General features: G+C 71.3%; 20 protein-coding genes. 18 read left to right on the top strand and 2 right to left on the bottom strand.

Features of this window, described 5'->3' with window-relative positions:
- The first annotated feature begins 33 nt into the window (after positions 1 to 33).
- The 9 genes from AB0F91_RS23905 (at position 34) to AB0F91_RS23945 (ending at position 6876) form a co-directional block, all read left to right on the top strand.
- Positions 34 to 393 (top strand): CD225/dispanin family protein, encoded by a 360-nt coding sequence (locus AB0F91_RS23905; RefSeq protein ID WP_220242783.1) that lies wholly within the window; start codon positions 34 to 36, stop codon positions 391 to 393.
- Positions 390 to 839, top strand: a complete 450-nt coding sequence (locus AB0F91_RS23910; RefSeq protein ID WP_360600591.1) for a DUF2752 domain-containing protein — start codon at positions 390 to 392, stop codon at positions 837 to 839. Before AB0F91_RS23905 ends, AB0F91_RS23910 begins: the two co-directional genes overlap by 4 nt.
- A 195-nt stretch (positions 840 to 1034) precedes the next feature.
- The gene (locus tag AB0F91_RS23915; RefSeq protein WP_360600593.1) at positions 1035 to 2252 is read left to right on the top strand and encodes an RDD family protein; all 1218 of its coding nucleotides are present in this window, start codon (positions 1035 to 1037) and stop codon (positions 2250 to 2252) included.
- A gap of 122 nt (positions 2253 to 2374) precedes the next feature.
- On the top strand, positions 2375 to 2824 hold the full coding sequence (locus tag AB0F91_RS23920) for a CD225/dispanin family protein (protein ID WP_360600595.1): 450 nt from the start codon (positions 2375 to 2377) through the stop codon (positions 2822 to 2824).
- Positions 2825 to 2881: 57 nt separating this feature from the next.
- Positions 2882 to 3643: a DNA repair protein RecO gene (recO, locus tag AB0F91_RS23925; protein WP_360600597.1), complete on the top strand. Its 762-nt coding sequence runs from the start codon at positions 2882 to 2884 to the stop codon at positions 3641 to 3643.
- A gap of 43 nt (positions 3644 to 3686) precedes the next feature.
- Entirely contained in the window at positions 3687 to 4523 is an 837-nt protein-coding gene (locus tag AB0F91_RS23930; RefSeq protein ID WP_360600599.1) for an isoprenyl transferase, read from the top strand.
- The gene (locus AB0F91_RS23935; protein WP_285973986.1) at positions 4520 to 4942 is read left to right on the top strand and encodes a YbjN domain-containing protein; all 423 of its coding nucleotides are present in this window, start codon (positions 4520 to 4522) and stop codon (positions 4940 to 4942) included. The genes AB0F91_RS23930 and AB0F91_RS23935 overlap by 4 nt, the downstream gene beginning before the upstream one ends.
- Positions 4943 to 5071: 129 nt before the next feature.
- Positions 5072 to 6091 (top strand): permease, encoded by a 1020-nt coding sequence (locus AB0F91_RS23940; RefSeq protein WP_360600601.1) that lies wholly within the window; start codon positions 5072 to 5074, stop codon positions 6089 to 6091.
- Positions 6088 to 6876: a TIGR03943 family protein gene (locus tag AB0F91_RS23945; protein WP_360600603.1), complete on the top strand. Its 789-nt coding sequence runs from the start codon at positions 6088 to 6090 to the stop codon at positions 6874 to 6876. Before AB0F91_RS23940 ends, AB0F91_RS23945 begins: the two co-directional genes overlap by 4 nt.
- 7 nt (positions 6877 to 6883) lie before the next feature.
- On the opposite strand, the gene AB0F91_RS23950 is transcribed toward AB0F91_RS23945, so the two are convergent.
- Positions 6884 to 7321: a Fur family transcriptional regulator gene (locus tag AB0F91_RS23950; RefSeq protein WP_360600605.1), complete on the bottom strand. Its 438-nt coding sequence runs from the start codon at positions 7319 to 7321 to the stop codon at positions 6884 to 6886.
- 2 nt (positions 7322 to 7323) lie between these two features.
- A complete protein-coding gene (locus AB0F91_RS23955; protein ID WP_360600607.1) occupies positions 7324 to 7734 on the bottom strand; it encodes a metalloregulator ArsR/SmtB family transcription factor in 411 nt (136 codons plus the stop codon).
- Positions 7735 to 8040: 306 nt separating this feature from the next.
- Here AB0F91_RS23955 and AB0F91_RS23960 point away from each other — a divergent pair, with 306 nt between their 5' ends.
- The 9 genes from AB0F91_RS23960 (at position 8041) to AB0F91_RS24000 (ending at position 16502) form a co-directional block, all read left to right on the top strand.
- Positions 8041 to 9147 carry a hypothetical protein gene (locus tag AB0F91_RS23960; RefSeq protein ID WP_360600609.1) on the top strand — a complete coding sequence of 369 codons (1107 nt, stop codon included), beginning with the start codon at positions 8041 to 8043 and terminating at the stop codon, positions 9145 to 9147.
- 6 nt (positions 9148 to 9153) lie between these two features.
- Positions 9154 to 9792 carry a class F sortase gene (locus tag AB0F91_RS23965; protein WP_360600611.1) on the top strand — a complete coding sequence of 213 codons (639 nt, stop codon included), beginning with the start codon at positions 9154 to 9156 and terminating at the stop codon, positions 9790 to 9792.
- A gap of 75 nt (positions 9793 to 9867) precedes the next feature.
- Entirely contained in the window at positions 9868 to 10509 is a 642-nt protein-coding gene (locus AB0F91_RS23970; protein WP_360600613.1) for a class F sortase, read from the top strand.
- A gap of 91 nt (positions 10510 to 10600) precedes the next feature.
- The gene (locus AB0F91_RS23975; protein WP_360600664.1) at positions 10601 to 11989 is read left to right on the top strand and encodes a glycine--tRNA ligase; all 1389 of its coding nucleotides are present in this window, start codon (positions 10601 to 10603) and stop codon (positions 11987 to 11989) included.
- A 282-nt stretch (positions 11990 to 12271) separates the two neighbouring features.
- The gene (locus tag AB0F91_RS23980; RefSeq protein WP_360600616.1) at positions 12272 to 13231 is read left to right on the top strand and encodes an ABC transporter ATP-binding protein; all 960 of its coding nucleotides are present in this window, start codon (positions 12272 to 12274) and stop codon (positions 13229 to 13231) included.
- The gene (locus tag AB0F91_RS23985; protein WP_360600618.1) at positions 13228 to 13968 is read left to right on the top strand and encodes an ABC transporter permease; all 741 of its coding nucleotides are present in this window, start codon (positions 13228 to 13230) and stop codon (positions 13966 to 13968) included. Before AB0F91_RS23980 ends, AB0F91_RS23985 begins: the two co-directional genes overlap by 4 nt.
- Before the next feature lie 105 nt (positions 13969 to 14073).
- Positions 14074 to 15207 (top strand): sensor histidine kinase, encoded by a 1134-nt coding sequence (locus AB0F91_RS23990; RefSeq protein ID WP_360600666.1) that lies wholly within the window; start codon positions 14074 to 14076, stop codon positions 15205 to 15207.
- Positions 15204 to 15809: a response regulator transcription factor gene (locus AB0F91_RS23995; RefSeq protein WP_360600620.1), complete on the top strand. Its 606-nt coding sequence runs from the start codon at positions 15204 to 15206 to the stop codon at positions 15807 to 15809. The genes AB0F91_RS23990 and AB0F91_RS23995 overlap by 4 nt, the downstream gene beginning before the upstream one ends.
- Positions 15810 to 15851: 42 nt before the next feature.
- A complete protein-coding gene (locus AB0F91_RS24000) occupies positions 15852 to 16502 on the top strand; it encodes a YdcF family protein (protein ID WP_360600622.1) in 651 nt (216 codons plus the stop codon).
- Positions 16503 to 16544: the final 42 nt, after the last annotated feature.

Genomic DNA, 16544 nt, shown 5'->3' on the forward strand with positions numbered 1-16544 from the left:
ACCCTCGCCCACCACCGACAGCAGGGGGACGCGATGACCGGCCCGTACCCGCCGCCCGGCGGGCAGTACCCGCCTCCTCCCGGCGGCCCGTACTACTACGGCGGCCCGCAGCCGAACTTCCCACCGCCGCCGGACAACCGGCTCGTGTGGGGCATCCTCACCACGATCTTCTGCTGCCTGCCGCTCGGGATCGTCTCGATCGTGAAGGCCAACGAGGTCAACTCCCTGTGGTACCAGGGCCGCTTCGCCGAAGCGCAGCACGCCGCGGACCAGGCGGGCAAGTGGGCCATGTGGTCGGCGCTGGCGATTCCCATCGGCATCGTGGCGTACCTGCTGGTGGTGCTGTTCGTGTTCCTGATCGCGGGTACGTCCGCCGGGTTCTGGTCGTCGTGAGCACCGTCTACACGGGACTCCCGGTGCGGGGCGCGCGAGCCACGGCGCGAGCGCTGGCCGGCCCGGCGGCCGTGGTCGCGGGGCTCGGCGTCTGCTGCGCGGCCGTGTGGCTCGGCGATCCGACGACGCCGGGCGGGCCGTTGCCGGTATGCCCCACCAAGTTCCTCTTCGGCATCGACTGTCCGGGTTGCGGCGGCATGCGGATGGCCTACAGCCTCATGCACGGCGACCTCGCCGGCGCCGTGCACTACAACGCGGTGGCGCTCGTGTTCGTGGTGCTGTTCGTGTGGAGCGGCGTCGCGTGGACCGTCGGGCGGCTGCGCGGCCGGGCGGTTCGGTCGTGGCTGCACTGGCGCCGCACCCCGCTCGTGGTGGCGGTGGTGTTCGCGATCTGGTTCGTGGTGCGGAACCTGCCGTTCGCGCCGTTCACCGGTTTGTCGGTCTGAGTTTCCCTTCTCCTGGAACCGGCTTCGCTGCCCGTTCGTCGTACGGGTTTCGGGTCGCCACCCGCTGCGGACGCCTACCTGGGCCGACCGAGTCCGGACCGGGTACGCTCCCGCGCACCGGCCTGTCCACGTAGGACTCGGCCGGTTCTCGCGTGCCACCGCGCGCGGGTCAGGACGAGCGAGGGGGAGAACACGATGACCGATCCCTACGGCGGGCCCCTGGGGCAGCCGCAGGGCCAGCCGCCCTTCGGACAACCGCAAGGGCAGCAGCCGTTCGGCGCACCGGGCGGCTTCGGCCAGCAACCGCCTTCGGGCGGGTTCCCCCAACCCGGCGGTTTCGGGCAGCAGCCCGGTTTCGGCCAGCCGGCTCAGGCGCAGCCGGGCTTCGGGCAGCCCGGATTCGGGCAACCGCCCGCCGGTGGTTTCGGCCAGCCGCCCGCGTTCGGGCAGCCCAGTGGGTTCGGTCCGCCGAACCCGTACGGCCCGCCCGGTGGCGGCTACGCGAACTGGGGCCAGCGCGCCGGCGCCTACCTGATCGACTTCGGTCCGTTCCTCGCCGCCATCATCATCGCCTTGCTGGTCTCGATCGCCTCGTGGAGCGCCGGGGCGATCATCTACGGGCTCGCGATCTTCGGGAACATCGGCTGGCAGATCTACAACCGCTGGATCACGGCCGGGAACACGGGGCAGTCGCTCGGCAAGCGCGTCGTCGGCATCAAGCTCGTCAGCGAGGCGACCGGGCAGCCCATCGGCGCCGGCATGGCGTTCCTGCGCGACCTCGCGCACGTCCTCGACGGCTTCCTCTGCTCCCTCGGTTACCTGTGGCCGCTGTGGGATGACAAGTCCCAGACGTTCTCGGACAAGATCGTCGGCACGATCGTGGTACCCGCCGACGCCGCGCCCGCGGGCCAGTTCGGGCAGCAGGGCTTCGCGCAGCAACAGCCCTTCGGTGGCGGATTCCCGCCCGCCGGGCAGCAGCCGGGCGGGTTCGCCCAGCAGCCCGCCGGGTTCGCCCAGCAGCCAGCCGGGTTCGGGCAGCAGCCGGACGGGTTCGGCACGCAGCCCGGTTTCGGGCAGCCGGGTCAGCCGGCCACCGGTGGTTTCGGCCAGCCGGTCCAGCCGGTCCAGCCGGGTCAGGCGCAGTCGGGCGGCTTCGGCCGGCCGGGTGTCCCGGCCAGTGGCGGGTTCGCGCAGCCGGGCGCCGAGTCGCCGGGCGCGACCGCGTTCGAGCAGGCCGAGCCCACGCAGATGCTCAAGCCGGGCGGCGCCGCCCAGCCCGAGAGCGGCGCGTTCGACGGAGCCGAGCGCACGCAGATGCTGCAGCCGGGTTCGCCGGTCGCGGAAGCGCCCGCGCAGCCCGGAGAGACGCAGGCGATCCAGCCGGGCGAGTTCGGCCAGCCGCCGCAGCATTGACCGGCGAAGCCGCGACGCCGATCGAAGGCGCCGAGTCGCGCCTTCGATCGGGGCGGTGGTGTGGACCAAGACCCACGGCGGGGGGAGCTCGCCGGAAGCACGAGAAGTTTGGGGAACCCGTCATGACCAATCCGTACGGTCAGCCGCAGCCGCCCTACGGCCAGCAGCCGTATGGCACGCCGTCCGGCCCGATGCCGACGCCCTACGGCCAGCCGGGCCAGTACGGCCAGCAGGCGCCGTTCGGGCAGCCCGGCTTCGGCCCCGGCATGGGGATGCCGCCGGGTGGCGACATCAACGCCATCAAGGAGTACAAGGGCTGGGCGATCGGCTGCATCTTCCTGATGTGGATCCTCGCGATCTTCGCGATCATGAAGTCCAACGAGGTCCGCACCTTCAAGATGCAGGGCAACTACGCGATGGCCCAGCAGGCTTCGCAGACCACGAAGACGCTGTGCCTGATCGCCACGATCATCGGCGGCATCGGCTACGCCCTCGCGATCACGTTCCTCATCATCGGGATCGTCGCGGCGACCACGGTCACCACGTACTGCACCGGCTACTACGGCTGCTGACGCGCTGAACCAGGGTGTCACCGCCCCGGCATCGCCTGAAAGTGGGACGATGTCGGGGTGGTGAACCTCTACCGCGACACCGGAGTGGTGTTGCGCACGCACAAGCTGGGTGAGGCCGACCGGATCGTCACCCTGCTGACCCGCCGGCACGGGAAGGTCCGTGCCGTGGCCAAGGGCGTGCGCCGCACCTCGTCGCGGTTCGGGGCCCGGCTGGAGCCCTTCGGGCACGTGGACGTGCAGTTCTACACCGGCCGCACCCTCGACGTGATCACCCAGGTCGAGACCGTGGACGCGTTCGCGCTGCCGCTGGTCGCCGACTACCAGCGCTACACCGCGGCCAGCGCGATCGCCGAGACGGCAGACCGGCTCTCGGCCGAAGAGGGCGAGCCGGTCCTCAAGCTGTACCTACTGGTCGTGGGTGCGTTGCGCGCGCTTGCGGGCGGCGAACGCGACGCCTCCCTCGTCCTCGACGCGTTCTTTCTGCGCGCCATGGCCTACGCCGGCTGGGCCCCCGCCATCACCGAGTGCGCCCGCTGCGGCCTGCCCGGTCCGCACGCCGCGTTCAACGTGGCCGCCGGCGGTTCGATGTGCCCGGACTGCCGCATCGCGGGTTCCGTACACCCCTCGCCCGAGGTGCTCACCCTGCTCGAGGCCCTCTTGCACGGCGAATGGCCGGTGGCGGAGGCCTCGCACGGCGTCACCCGGCGTGACGCGTCGGGCCTGGTGGCGGCTCACCTGCAGTGGCACCTCGAACGCCAGCTGCGTTCGCTTCCGCTGGTCGAACGGCGTGCCCGGGAAGCCGTGACCCCGGCCAAGTAGGGTCTTGCGCGTAGGAAATTTTCACTCTTCCAGGAGGCGCGAAGTGCTGCGCAGGGGACGCGAGGTCCGGGCGTCGGGGTACGAGCTGCGGGCACCGGATCCGCACCCGTCGGGAGCAAGGCCGCCGGAGATCCCGAAGGATCTCGTGCCGAAGCACGTGGCGCTGGTGATGGACGGCAACGGGCGCTGGGCCAACCAGCGCGGCCTGCCCCGCATCGAGGGCCACAAGCGCGGCGAGGCCGTGATGATCGACGTCGCCAGCGGCGCCGTCGAGCTCGGCGTGAAGTGGCTTTCGGTCTACGCGTTCTCCACGGAGAACTGGAAGCGCAGCCCGGAGGAGGTGCGCTTCCTCATGGGCTTCAACCGCGACACCATCCGGCGCCAGGTCGACTACCTGGGCTCGATCGGCGTGCGCATCCGCTGGGCGGGGCGCCGGCCGAAGCTGTGGGCCAGTGTGATCAAGGAATTGCAGGTCGCGGAAGAGAAGACCAAGAACAACACCAAGCTCAACATGACGATGTGCGTCAACTACGGCGGCCGCGCGGAGCTGGGTGACGCGATGCGCCGGATCGGCCAGGACGTGGCCGCGGGCAAGATCAACCCGGACAAGATCGACGAGCGCACGATCGGGAAGTACCTTTACCAGCCCGAGATGCCGGATGTCGATCTGTTCCTGCGCCCCTCCGGCGAGCAGCGGACGTCGAACTTCATGCTGTGGCAGTCGGCGTACGCGGAGATGGTCTACCAGGACACGCTCTTCCCCGACTTCGACCGCACGCACCTGTGGAACGCGTGCCTCGAGTTCGCCAAGCGCGACCGCCGGTTCGGTGCGGCGGTCGACCAGGCGGAAGCCGAGCGCGCGGCCGGGGAAGCGTCGTGAGCACCTCGGAGGCCGCCGACACGGCGGCGCTGCTCGCGCTCGCGCGCGAGGCCCTGGAGCGCTACCTCGACGTGCACGTGGACGACGACGGCGCGATCACCTTCCGCCACGCCGAGGTCCCATGCGTCATCCAGGCCACACGCCTGGCCGACGGGCTCACGGTGCTGAGCCTGACCTGTGTGGTCGCGTGGGATCTGCCCGACAACCCGGCGATCGCCGTCGCCGTGGCCGAGCGCGCGGGCCAGGGCCTGTTCGGCACGCTCGGCGTCGGGCACACCGACAGCGGGGTCGACGTGACCTTGCGCTACGCGTTCCCGGCCGAGGGCATGGACCCGTCGGCGCTGGGCACGTTGTTGATGCTCGTGGTCTCCACCGCGTCGCAGCTGCGGACGGAACTGCCGGGGCTGGGCCAGGACTGAGGTCCGCGCCCGGCTTGTCCGGTTGACGGGGGAGCGAACGGCGGATTCGGGCCGAAAACGGTCTCAGCGGTCCCGTCGCGCGGTGTCCCGCTGGGGTCGAGCCGGTACGGACTGGCATCATCGGGCCTCGTGAAAATCCTTGTCGACAACGCGCCCGAGCAGAAACGGCGCGCGCGGCGGATCCGGGTCACCTCGATCGAGATCCTGTGCGTGGTGCTGCTCGTCGCGATCCTCGCTCAGGGCCGGTTGCAGGACCTGTTCGACGTGCCCGCGCTGCGCACCGGCGCCACGGTGTTCGTCGCCGTGTGCGTGCAGGCGCTGCCATTCCTCGTGCTCGGCGTGCTGATCAGCGGCGCGATCGCCGCGTTCGTGCCCGCGCGGGTGCTCGAACGCGTGCTGCCGAAGCGCGCGGGCGCGGCGGTGGGCGTCGCCGGGCTCGCCGGCGTCGCGCTGCCGGGGTGCGAGTGTGCGTCCGTGCCGGTGGCGCGGCGGCTGATCGGCCAGGGGGTCGCGCCGGCCGCGGCGCTCACGTTCCTGCTGGCCGCCCCCGCGGTGAACCCGGTGGTGCTCGTGGCCACGGCCGTCGCGTTCCCGGGGCGGCCGGAGATGGTGCTGGCGCGGTTCCTGGGTTCGCTCGCGACGTCGATGGTGATGGGCTGGATCTGGGCCCGCTGGGGCAAGCTCTCGTGGATCACCGAACGTGCGATGCGGCGGCTTCCGGACGTGGAGCCAGGGCAGCGGTGGAAGGTCTTCGCGGAGACGGCGCGCACGGATCTCGTCGAAGCCGGCGGGTTCCTGGTGCTGGGCGCGCTGATCTCGGCGACGCTCAACGTGCTGGTGCCCGCCAAGTGGTTCGGGGTGCTGGCGGACCAGGTCGTGGTCGGCGTGATCGTGATGGCGGTGCTGGCCGTGGTGCTCGCGCTGTGCAGCGAGGCCGACGCGTTCGTGGCCGCTTCGCTGACCGCGGTGCCGATGCTGCCGAAGCTGGTGTTCCTCGTGGTCGGCCCGGCCATCGACGTGAAGCTGTTCGCGCTGCAGGCCGGCACGTTCGGGAAGTCGTTCGCGGTGCGGTTCGCGCCGGTGACGTTCGTGGTCGCCCTCGCGTGCGCCACGATGGTGGGCACGCTCGCGCTCGGGGGTGCGCGATGAAGCGCGAGACGCAGAACGTGCTGCTGATCCTGCTCGGCGGGGCGCTGGTGAAGATCGTGGTGAACGGCGACTACCTGCGCTACGTCAAGCCCGCCCAGCAGCCGTGGATCATCGCGGGCGGCGTGGTGATGCTGGTGCTCGGCGCGGTCGCGATCCTGCGCGACCTCGTGGCGGCGCGGGCCGCGGCGAAGGCGGCGGCGCTCGAGTCCGAGGCGGTCGGCCCCGAAGCCCGCGAATCCCACGAGGGCCACGACCACGTCGACGACGGCCACGGGCACGCCCACCCCGCGTGCTCGGCCTGGCTGCTGGTGGTGCCCGTGCTCGCGGTGTTCCTGGTGGCCCCGCCTGCGCTCGGCGCCGACTCGGTCACACGCACCACGGCGCGCGTGCCGCAGAGCGCCGCGACCACGTCGGCGGCCGCGTTCCCGCCGTTGCCGGCGGGCAAGGTCGTGGAGCTGGCGATGAACGAGGTCGTCACGCGCGCGGGGTGGGACTCCAACGGGACGATGAACGGCCGGACCATCGGCATGTCGGGGTTCGTCGTGCACGAGGGCAGCACCACGCTGCTGGCGCGCCTGGTGATCAGCTGCTGCGCCGCCGACGCGGCACCCGTCACCGTGCACCTGAAGGGCGGGGCCGCCGACCGGTTCCCGAGCGACACGTGGCTGCGGGTCACCGGGCAGGTCGTGGCCGGCACGGCCGACGAGAACAACGGCTACACGCCCGATTTCGCGCCCGCGACCGTCGAGCGGATCGCTGCGCCGAAGGACCCCTACGAGTACTGAGAGGACGTCAGCCCGCGTGCTCGGCGCAGGTGCCGGTGATCTCCACGGTGTGGCTGATGTCGGAGAACCCGTGCTCGGAGGCGATCTTCTCGGCCCAGCGTTCCACGGCGGGGCCCTCGACCTCCACCGTGCGCCCGCACACGCGGCACACCAGGTGATGGTGGTGGTGCGTGGAGCAGCGGCGGTAGATGGCCTCGCCGGAGTCGGTGCGCAGCACGTCGATCTCGCCGGCCTCCGACAGCGACTGCAGCGTGCGGTACACGGTGGTCAGGCCGATGCCGTCGCCGCGCTTGCGCAGCTCGTCGTGCAGCTCCTGCGCGGAGCGGAAGTCGTCGACCGTGTTGAGCAGGTCGACGACCGCCGCGCGCTGCTTGGTCGAGCGGCGCCCGGGCACCGGGGCCGGGGTGGTACTGGGGCTCGGGGTGGGGGCCGAAGCCGGGGTCATGGTCACTTCCCTTCCTGCACGTGGGCGACCGCGTCGACGACGATGTGGGCCAGGTGGTCGTCCACCAGGCGATACACGACTTCCCGGCCCCGGCGTTCGCCCTGCACCACGCCCGCCGTCTTCAGCACCCGCAGGTGCTGGCTGATCAGCGGCTGAGCGACGTCGAGGGCGTCCACCAGCTCGTGGACGCACCGGTCGGCCTCACGCAGTTGCAGCACGATGGCGATCCGGACGGGGGCGGCGAGCGCGCGCAGCAGGTCACCGGCGTCGGCGAGCGCGGCTCCCGAGAGGCCAAGCGGACCCTGCGGTCCCGGAGCGGAACCGGAAGCCTCGAGCGGGCCGGCCGGCGCCGTCACCGGGTCGCCGGACGTGCCGGTGCCGGCCGAAAGAGCGCCCGTGCTGGCCGGTGCCATCGTTGCCTCCCCTTGCGCGCGAAGCCACCGGACGAACCGGCGGGTCCCGAAGTCGGATGTCATTGTCGACAACGGTCACGGTCATCGTAGTGTTCCCCTCAATGGCCGCTGTTCAATGGCCGCTGTCGGTCACCGGCCACCCACACCGGCCTCACCCGATTGGGTGAGTTCGTCAGGAATCGGCACTTCGGCTTCGCAACCGGTGGCCGACGGTGCAAGGTTGACGCGAGGCGTTTCGTCGCTTCTCGTACGCTGACGATCCGCCCGAATCGAGGCGGAGGCAGTGGGGAGACAATGACTCGTTTCGTGACGAAGGCAGTGATCCTGGCGGTGGCGGCGTTGCCCGCGCTCGCCCCGGTGGCAGCTGCCCAGACTCAGCCGACGCAGACCGTGAAGGCCGTGGACGAAAAGACCGGTCCCGTGTCGTTCGCCAACGTGGCGTCGGTGCGGCTGGGCTCCGACCCGCAGCACGGCGGCTCGCTGATCACCGAGACGCAGCGTTCACCGCTCACCCCCGGACAGTCGAAGCTGTCGGCCGACCGCGTGGCCGTGCCGAAGAACGACGGCGAGCGCTCGACGTTCGGCGGCAACTGGGAGATCGACCTCGGCAAGTTCGGCGATGCGGCCACGAGCCCGTTCCCGGCCGGGATCGCGAGCCGCGACCACAACGTCGTCGCGGCTCTGCAGGCCACGAACGTGCCGACGGCCGTCGCCGAGACCAACTACGCCCTGCGCGACAACAACCGCGGCAAGGCGCGCCCGGTCGACAACACGATGCTGGTGCTCGAGAGCGCCCGCAGCGCCGCCGACTGCTCGGCCCCGAACAAGGTTGCCGGCACCACCACGCTCACCCGGCTCTGGGTGCGGGGCGAGGACGACACGCTCAAGCAGGTCGCGATGCCCGCGGGCTCGGCCTCGCTGAGCGTGAAGAACCTGCGCATGGGCGCGCCCAGGGCCATCCAAGGGGCCGACGCCACCAAGTCGCTCTCGGACGTCGTGGTGTCCCGGGTGTCCTCGTTCGACCAGCTGATCAGGCAGGACGGCTGGCGCAACGGTGACGTCACGGCCCAGGCCGGCTGGCGCGTGGACGTGACCACCCACGTGCGCGACGAGTCGGGCGAGCCGCTGCCGGACGTGAGCACCACGCTGGTGCTCGGCGGCGTGAGCTGCTCGATCCCGAAGAACTTCGTAGCCGTGTCCGGCGGCAGCGGCAACGGTGCCACGGCGACGCAGCCGCCGGTGCCCACCGAGGTCCCGGCCGGTTACCTCGGCACGACCGTCGACAGCGCCGCCGCTCCGTCGAGCGACTACCGGCTGCCGCTCGGCCTCGGCCTGCTGGTCGCCGGCCTGGTGTTCGGCGGGCTCGCGATCGGGCTGGGCCGCCGGCGCACGGCGCGCTCACGCGGCGAGTAGGTCCCCGTGCTGCGCACCGCGCTGGCGGTCGTGTCGGCGGTGGTCGCCGTGCTCGCACTGGCCGCGGGCGTGGTCGTGCTGACCTGGGGGCCAGCGCCCGTGCCCGCCGCCGCGGCCGAACCCCCGCCCGGCTCGTTGCCGGGCGAGGCCGGCGCGCCCGCCGAGCTGCCCGCGGACGGCGCCGCCGTGGGTGTGCAGCGCCCCGGCAGCGTCCGGCTGCCCGACGGGTCCGAGGCCCGGCTCGTGCGCACCGAGGTGACTCGCGACGGGATCCTGCCGATCCCGCGTGGCCTCCGCGACGCCGCCTGGTGGGGCGCGCGCCTCGGCGCGAAGCAGGGCGCGGCCGTGCTGTCCGGTCACGTGAACTGGGCCGGCACCAAGGGACCGTTCGACGACCTGTGGCGCGTGCGCACGGGCGACAACGTGAGCATCGTCGACTCCTCGGGCGGACGCTGGCTCTACCGCGTGACCGGCGCGGCGACGGTGCCCAAGGAACAGCTCCCGGAGCAGGCACCGCAGTGGTTCGCGCAGACCGGGCCGCACCGGCTGGTGCTCGTGACGTGCGGTGGCGACTACGTCGGCGGCACCGAGGGCTATGACGAGAACCGCATTGTCACGGCGAACCTGGTGGCGCGTCCGGACTGAGTGCGATCGGGTGCAACCCCGGCCGCGTCCCGCGGCATGTCTTCCTGCGCACGACACACCGCAGCAGGGAGCACGATGCAAGGGACAGAGGAACGGCCCGCGAGGACCAAGTGGGTACTGGCCGCCGTCGGGGCCGTGGTGGTGGCGGTGCTCGTCGCCGCGCTCCTGATTTTCACGGGAAAGGATGAACCCGGCGTCGCCAGTTCAGCGGCCTCGGTACCGGTACCGGCGGCGGGAGCGGGTGCGGCGCAGAAGCAAGCCGACCCGGGGCGGACGCCCGGCACCGTGCTGCTGCCCGGTGGGGGAACGGCGAAGCTCGTGCAGGAACCGGTGGGTGACGACGGCGCGCTGGTGATTCCGCAGAGCCTCGCCGAGGCCGCGTGGTGGGGCTCGGGTCTCGGCGCCGACCAGGGCGTCACGCTCTTCTCGGGCCACGTGAACTGGAAAGGCCGCACCGGTCCGTTCGACCAGCTGTGGCAGGTCGAGCAGGGCCAGACCATGACGGTCACCGACACTTCGGGCGGCCGGTGGAGCTACTGCGTCGACGAGGTCCGCACGATCCACAAGTCCGGGCTCGCCGCGGAGTCCGCCAAGCTGTTTTCCCCGGCGGGACCCCACGAACTGGTCCTCGTCACGTGCGGCGGCGACTACGTCGGCGCGGCGGTGGGCTACGACGACAACCGGGTCGTGACGGCGTCGCTGACGGGCCGGCCCTGAGCCCTGCTCACCTCGCCGAAAGCACCGCGGGGGCGGCCGGATACGCTGAACCTCCTAGTCCAACCGTCCCCGCATGCGTCCGGAGCGTGGAGTGCCCGCCAACACCATCGAAACCGTCGTCAGTCTGTGCAAGCGCCGTGGCTTCGTCTTCCCGTCGGGAGAGATCTACGGCGGCACCAGGTCGGCGTGGGACTACGGGCCTCTCGGCGTGGAGCTGAAGGACAACATCAAGCGCCAGTGGTGGAAGACCATGGTGCAGGGCCGGGAGGACGTGGTCGGTCTCGACTCGTCGGTGATCCTGCCGCGCCAGGTCTGGGTCGCCTCGGGCCACGTGAACGTGTTCACCGACCCGCTGATCGAGTGCCTCCACTGCCACAAGCGCTTCCGCGCCGATCAGCTCGCGGAGGACTACGAAGGCCGCACCGGCAAGAAGACGTCGGAGGACGACCTGTCCGACGTGCCGTGCCCCAACTGCGGCACGCGCGGCAAGTACACCGCGCCGCGCGACTTCAACATGATGCTCAAGACCTACCTCGGCCCGGTCGAGAGCGAAGAAGGCCTGCACTACCTCCGCCCGGAGACCGCGCAGGGCATCTTCGTGAACTTCCTCAACGTGCAGACGGCTTCGCGCAAGAAGCCGCCGTTCGGCATCGGCCAGGTCGGCAAGTCCTTCCGCAACGAGATCACGCCGGGCAACTTCATCTTCCGCACGCGCGAGTTCGAGCAGATGGAGATGGAGTTCTTCGTCGAGCCGGGCGAGGACGAGCACTGGCACCAGTACTGGATCGACGAGCGCACCAAGTGGTACACCGACCTCGGCATCAAGCCGGAGAACCTGCGCCACTTCGAGCACCCCAAGGAAAAGCTCTCGCACTACGCGAAGCGCACCGTCGACATCGAGTACCGGTTCGACTTCAACGCGGGCCAGGAGTGGGGCGAGCTCGAGGGCATCGCGAACCGCACCGACTTCGACCTCACCACGCACTCGAACCACTCGGGCGTGGACCTGTCGTTCTTCGACCAGGCCTCGGGCCAGCGCTACCGCCCGTTCGTGATCGAGCCGGCCGCGGGTGTCGGCCGCTCGATGATGGCGTTCCTCGTGGACTCCTACGACGAGGAAGAGGTGCCGAACGCCAAGGGTGGCACCGACAAGCGCACCGTGCTGCACCTCGACCCGCGGCTCGCGCCGTTCAAGGCCGCCGTGCTGCCGCTCTCGCGCAACGCCGACCTCTCGCCCAAGGCGCGCGACCTCGCCGCGGCCCTGCGCAAGCACTGGAACGTCGACTTCGACGACGCGCAGGCCATCGGCCGCCGCTACCGCCGCCAGGACGAGATCGGCACCCCGTACTGCGTCACCGTGGACTTCGACTCGCTCGAGGACCAGGCCGTCACGGTCCGCGAACGCGACAGCATGACCCAGGAGCGCATCGCGATCGACAAGGTCGTGGACTACCTGGCGCCCCGCCTGCTCGGCTGCTGATTTTTTTCGCGTACGGCCCTTCCCCGGATCCCGGGGGAGGGCCGTTCGTGCTTTCGCGGATCACCTCGGCTTCGGCTTCGCGATAGCGGAGGTTGTGGCTGCGGCCGGCAACTCGATCGCAGGAACCTCGGCATTGGCCGGTGAGTCTCGTGAAGGAGCCCGGCAAATGAGATCCGCCACCCGGGGATGAGCACGGCCGCAGCCCACCCCTGACACCTGTCACGGTCACGACGTGACGCTCGGCCTGCGGACCGAAGCCGGAATCCCGGCAGTCTTCGGGGCATGGTAACCACACAGGCCACGCGCGGGGCGCGGGATGTCGCGGCGGGGGCCGCCGTCCGGTTGAGCGGGTTGAAGAAGCACTACGGCCAGGTGCGGGCCGTCGACGGCGTCGAGCTGACGATCGCGCCGGGCGAGGTGGTGGCGCTGCTCGGGCCCAACGGCGCGGGCAAGTCCACCACCGTCGACATGATCCTGGGGCTCAGCAAGCCCGACGCGGGCGAGGTCACGGTGTTCGGCAAGACGCCGGGCGACGCGGTGCGCGCCGGGATGATCGGGGCGATGCTGCAGGGCGGCGCGCTGCTCGAGGACCTGACCGTGCGGGAGACCGTGCGCATGGTCGCGAAGCTGCACCGCACGCCGATGCCGCTCGAGCAGGCGCTGCAGCGCGCGGGCATCGAGGACATCGCCGACCGGCGGGCCAACAAGCTCTCCGGCGGGCAGAAGCAGCGCGTGCGCTTCGCCGTCGCGCTGGTTTCGGACCCCGACCTGCTGGTGCTCGACGAGCCGACGGCCGCCATGGACGTGGGCACGCGGCGCGAGTTCTGGAAGTCCATGTACTCCTTCACCGACAGCGGCCGCACGGTCTTGTTCGCGACGCACTACCTGGAAGAGGCCGAGGAGTTCGCCGACCGTGTGGTGCTCATGCGGGCCGGGCGCGTGGTCGCCGATGGGTCCGTCGCGCAGGTGCGCGCGCTCGCCGGCGGGCGCACGATCCGGGCCGTGCTGCCCGGCGCCGGGGAGGACACCGAACGGCTCGTGGCGACACTGCCTGCGGTGACCGACTTCGAGCTGCGCGGCGAGCGTGTCGCGATCTCCAGCAGCGAGTCGGACGCCACGCTGCGCGCGCTGATGGCCGCCGTGCCGGCCGTGCACGACATCGAGATCGGCGCCGTCGGCCTCGAAGGCGCGTTCCTTTCCCTGACCTCCGAAGCAAGCACCGAACCGGGAGCAGCCCGATGAACCCGTCCTACCTCGCCGTCGAGATCCGGCGGCTGTTCCGCTCGATGCGGTTCCTCATCTTCGTCGTCGCCTTCCCGGTGGTGATGTTCCTGTTGCAGGCCAACGTCTTCACGAAGCCGAGCGCCCCGGACCACGCCGCTGTGGTGGCCGTGGTGATGGTCAACATGATGGCGTTCGGCCTCTTCGCCGCGGCGACCACCAACGGCACGCGCCTGGCCCTCGAACGCGCCAGCGGCTGGCAGCGGCAGCTGCGGCTGACCCCACTGTCGGGGGCGTCGTACCTCGGCGGCAAGGCCGTGTCCGGCATGCTCGTGGGCCTGCCCACGCTGCTGCTCGTGCCGCTTGTCGCGATCTTCGTCGAGGGCGTGCACCTCGACGGGGCCGGCTGGCTGCGCGTGATCGTGGGCCTGTGGCTCGGCACTATCCCGCTCGTGCTGCTGGGCCTGCTGATCGGCCAGATCGCGACGCCCGAGTCGATGCAGCCGATCTCCATGATCGTGATGCTGGGCATGGGCTTCCTCGGCGGCCTGTGGATCCCGCTGGAGGGCATGCCGGCGTGGATGCAGGACGTGTCGCAGCTGCTGCCCACCTACTGGCTGATCGGGCTGGTGCGCCCGGCCGTGACCAACGAGCTGCTCGTGAGCTTCCCGGCCGCGCTCGCGGCGCTGGCGGGGTGGGCCGTGGTCCTCGGAACGCTCGTGATCAGGCGATACCGTAAGGACAGCGTCCGGGTCTGACCGGGACGGGAGGGAACGACGGTGCAGCCTGCGAAGGACGACCCCGGGGCGATCGCGCGGCCCCGGTTCGCGATCCGCGATCGGGCCACGTGGTGGGACGACCCGATGCCCGAGAAGAACGGCGGGCCCGGCAAGATCGGCTGGCCCATCTTCGCGGTGCTGTTCCTCTTGCCGTACCTGGTGCCGGCCACCCGCAGCCTGGTGGAGCACACCGGCCCGCTGTGGGCGCGGGTGGCGCTGGGGGTGCTGGTCTACGCCTACGCGTCGTGCTATGTGATCTTCCCGGTCGCCTTCGGCAAGCCCCGCCGGTTCAAGGTCGTGTTCGGCGTGGTGATGCTGACGCTGGGCCTGCTCGCCACGCTGCTGATCGACTCCAGCCCGTTCATCCTGCTATACGGCACCGCCACGCTCGCGTTCCTCTACCCGCCGGGCTGGGCCGCGATCTTCGACACGGTGGCACTCGGCTCGGTCACGCTGGTGCTGCTGGCCGACGGCCGGTTCGAGGGCAACGGCGGTGACCTGATCTCCGTCGCCTCGATCACCATCGCGATGTTCTTCATGGCCAACCTCATCCGCGCCATCCGCCGCCTGGAGCGGGCCAACCAGGAGATCGCCACGCTCGCCGTGGCCAACGAGCGTCAGCGCGTGGCCCGTGACCTGCACGACCTGCTGGGCCACAGCCTCACCACGATCACCGTGAAGGCCGGTCTGGCCAGGCGGGTGCTGGAGAGCTCCGGTGACGTCGGGCGCGCGGTCGAGGAGATCCGCGAGGTCGAGGGGCTGACCCGCAGCGCGCTGTCGGACGTGCGGCTGACCGTGTCGGAGTACCGCGAGGTGTCGCTGGCCGCGGAGCTCGCGGGGGCGCGCGCGGCCCTGCGGGCGGCGGAGATCGAGGCGGACCTGCCCTACGCGGTGGACAACGTGCTGCCGCAGCTGCAGAGCACCTTCGGGTACGTGCTGCGCGAAGCGGTCACCAACGTGCTGCGCCACTCCGGGGCCAAGCGCGTCAGCGTGCGGTTCGGGCGCGACTGGCTCGAGGTGGAGGACGACGGCGCCGGGGCCGAAGCGGAGCAGGGCAACGGGCTGCGCGGGCTCACCGAACGCGTCGGCGGCGTCGGGGGGACGCTGCGCAGCGGGCCGCGGCCCGGAGGAGGATGGGAGGTCCGCGCGGAGGTTCCGGAACCGGAGCCGCCGGCTGTCCAGGCCGTGCGCGCCGAACCCGCGGGAGGACTTGCGTGATCCGCGTTCTGCTGGCCGACGACCAGGCGATGGTGCGGGGAGCCCTGGCGACCGTCCTGGGTCTGGAAGCCGACATCGAGGTCGTCGCGCAGGTCGGGTCGGGGGACGAGGTGCTGGCCGCGGCGAAGGAGTCGGCGCCGGACGTCGCGCTGCTCGACGTGCAGATGCCCGGCAAGGACGGCCTCGCCGCGGCCGCGGAGCTGCACACCGCGTTGCCCTCGTGCCGGGTGATCATCTGCACCACCTTCGGCCGGCCCGGATACCTGGCGCGCGCGATGGCCGCGGGCGCCGCGGGGTTCGTGGTGAAGGACGCGCCGCCGGAGCAGCTCGTGGAAGCCGTCCGGCGAGTCCACAGTGGACTACGCGTGGTGGATCCCGCGCTGGCGGCCGAATCGCTGGCGACCGGGGCGAGCCCGCTCACCGGGCGCGAGCGCGACGTGCTCTCGACCGCGCGCGACGGCAGCACCGTCGCGGACATCGCGAAGGCGCTGTTCCTCTCGGAAGGCACTGTGCGCAACCACCTTTCGGCCGCGATCGGCAAGACGGGCGCCCGCACGCGCGCCGAGGCCGTGCGGCTGGCGGAGGAACGCGGCTGGCTGTGACGCCGGGGTGCCTGCGCCGGAATCGCGTGCGGCTCTGAAAAGATGGCGGGCATGAGAACACCACCCACGGCTGTGAGCTGGCTGCGCCGCATCGCGTTCGGCGCGGTGCTCGTGGTGCTCGCTGTCGTCGGCGGCACGGCGTTCCGCGTATGGCAGGTCGCGCGCGCGAACGACCGCACACCGGCCGACGTGATCGTGGTGCTGGGGGCTGCGCAGTACAACGGCAAGCCGTCGGACATCTTCACGGCGCGGCTGGAGAAGGCGCGCCAGCTCTACGACGCGGGCGTCGCGAAGACCGTGGTGACTGCCGGGGGCAAGAAGGCGGCCGACAACTTCACCGAGGCCGCGGCCGGCGCGCGGTGGCTGACGCAGCACGGCGTGCCCGCGTCGGCGACGCTGGCGGTCGGCGAGGGCAGCGACACGTTGCGGAGCCTGCGGGCCGTGGCCGACCAGGTGCAGGCGCACGACTGGCACACGGCGGTGCTCGTGAGCGACCCGTGGCACTCCTACCGCGCGCGGACGATGGCGGCGGACCTCGGCCTCGACGCGTGGACCGCGCCGACGCACAGCGGCCCGATCGTGCAGGAGCGGGTGACGCAGGTCCGCTACATCTTCCGCGAGACGGGCGCGCTGCTGTTCTACGAGCTCACGAGATCGCCGGCCGACGAGCTGTTCGACACCTTCATGGGCTGAACTTCCTCGGGGAATTGTCGGTGGCCGCGCTTAAGCTGACCG

The organism is Amycolatopsis sp. NPDC023774 (genome assembly GCF_040639695.1).
Taxonomy (GTDB): Bacteria; Actinomycetota; Actinomycetes; order Mycobacteriales; family Pseudonocardiaceae; genus Amycolatopsis.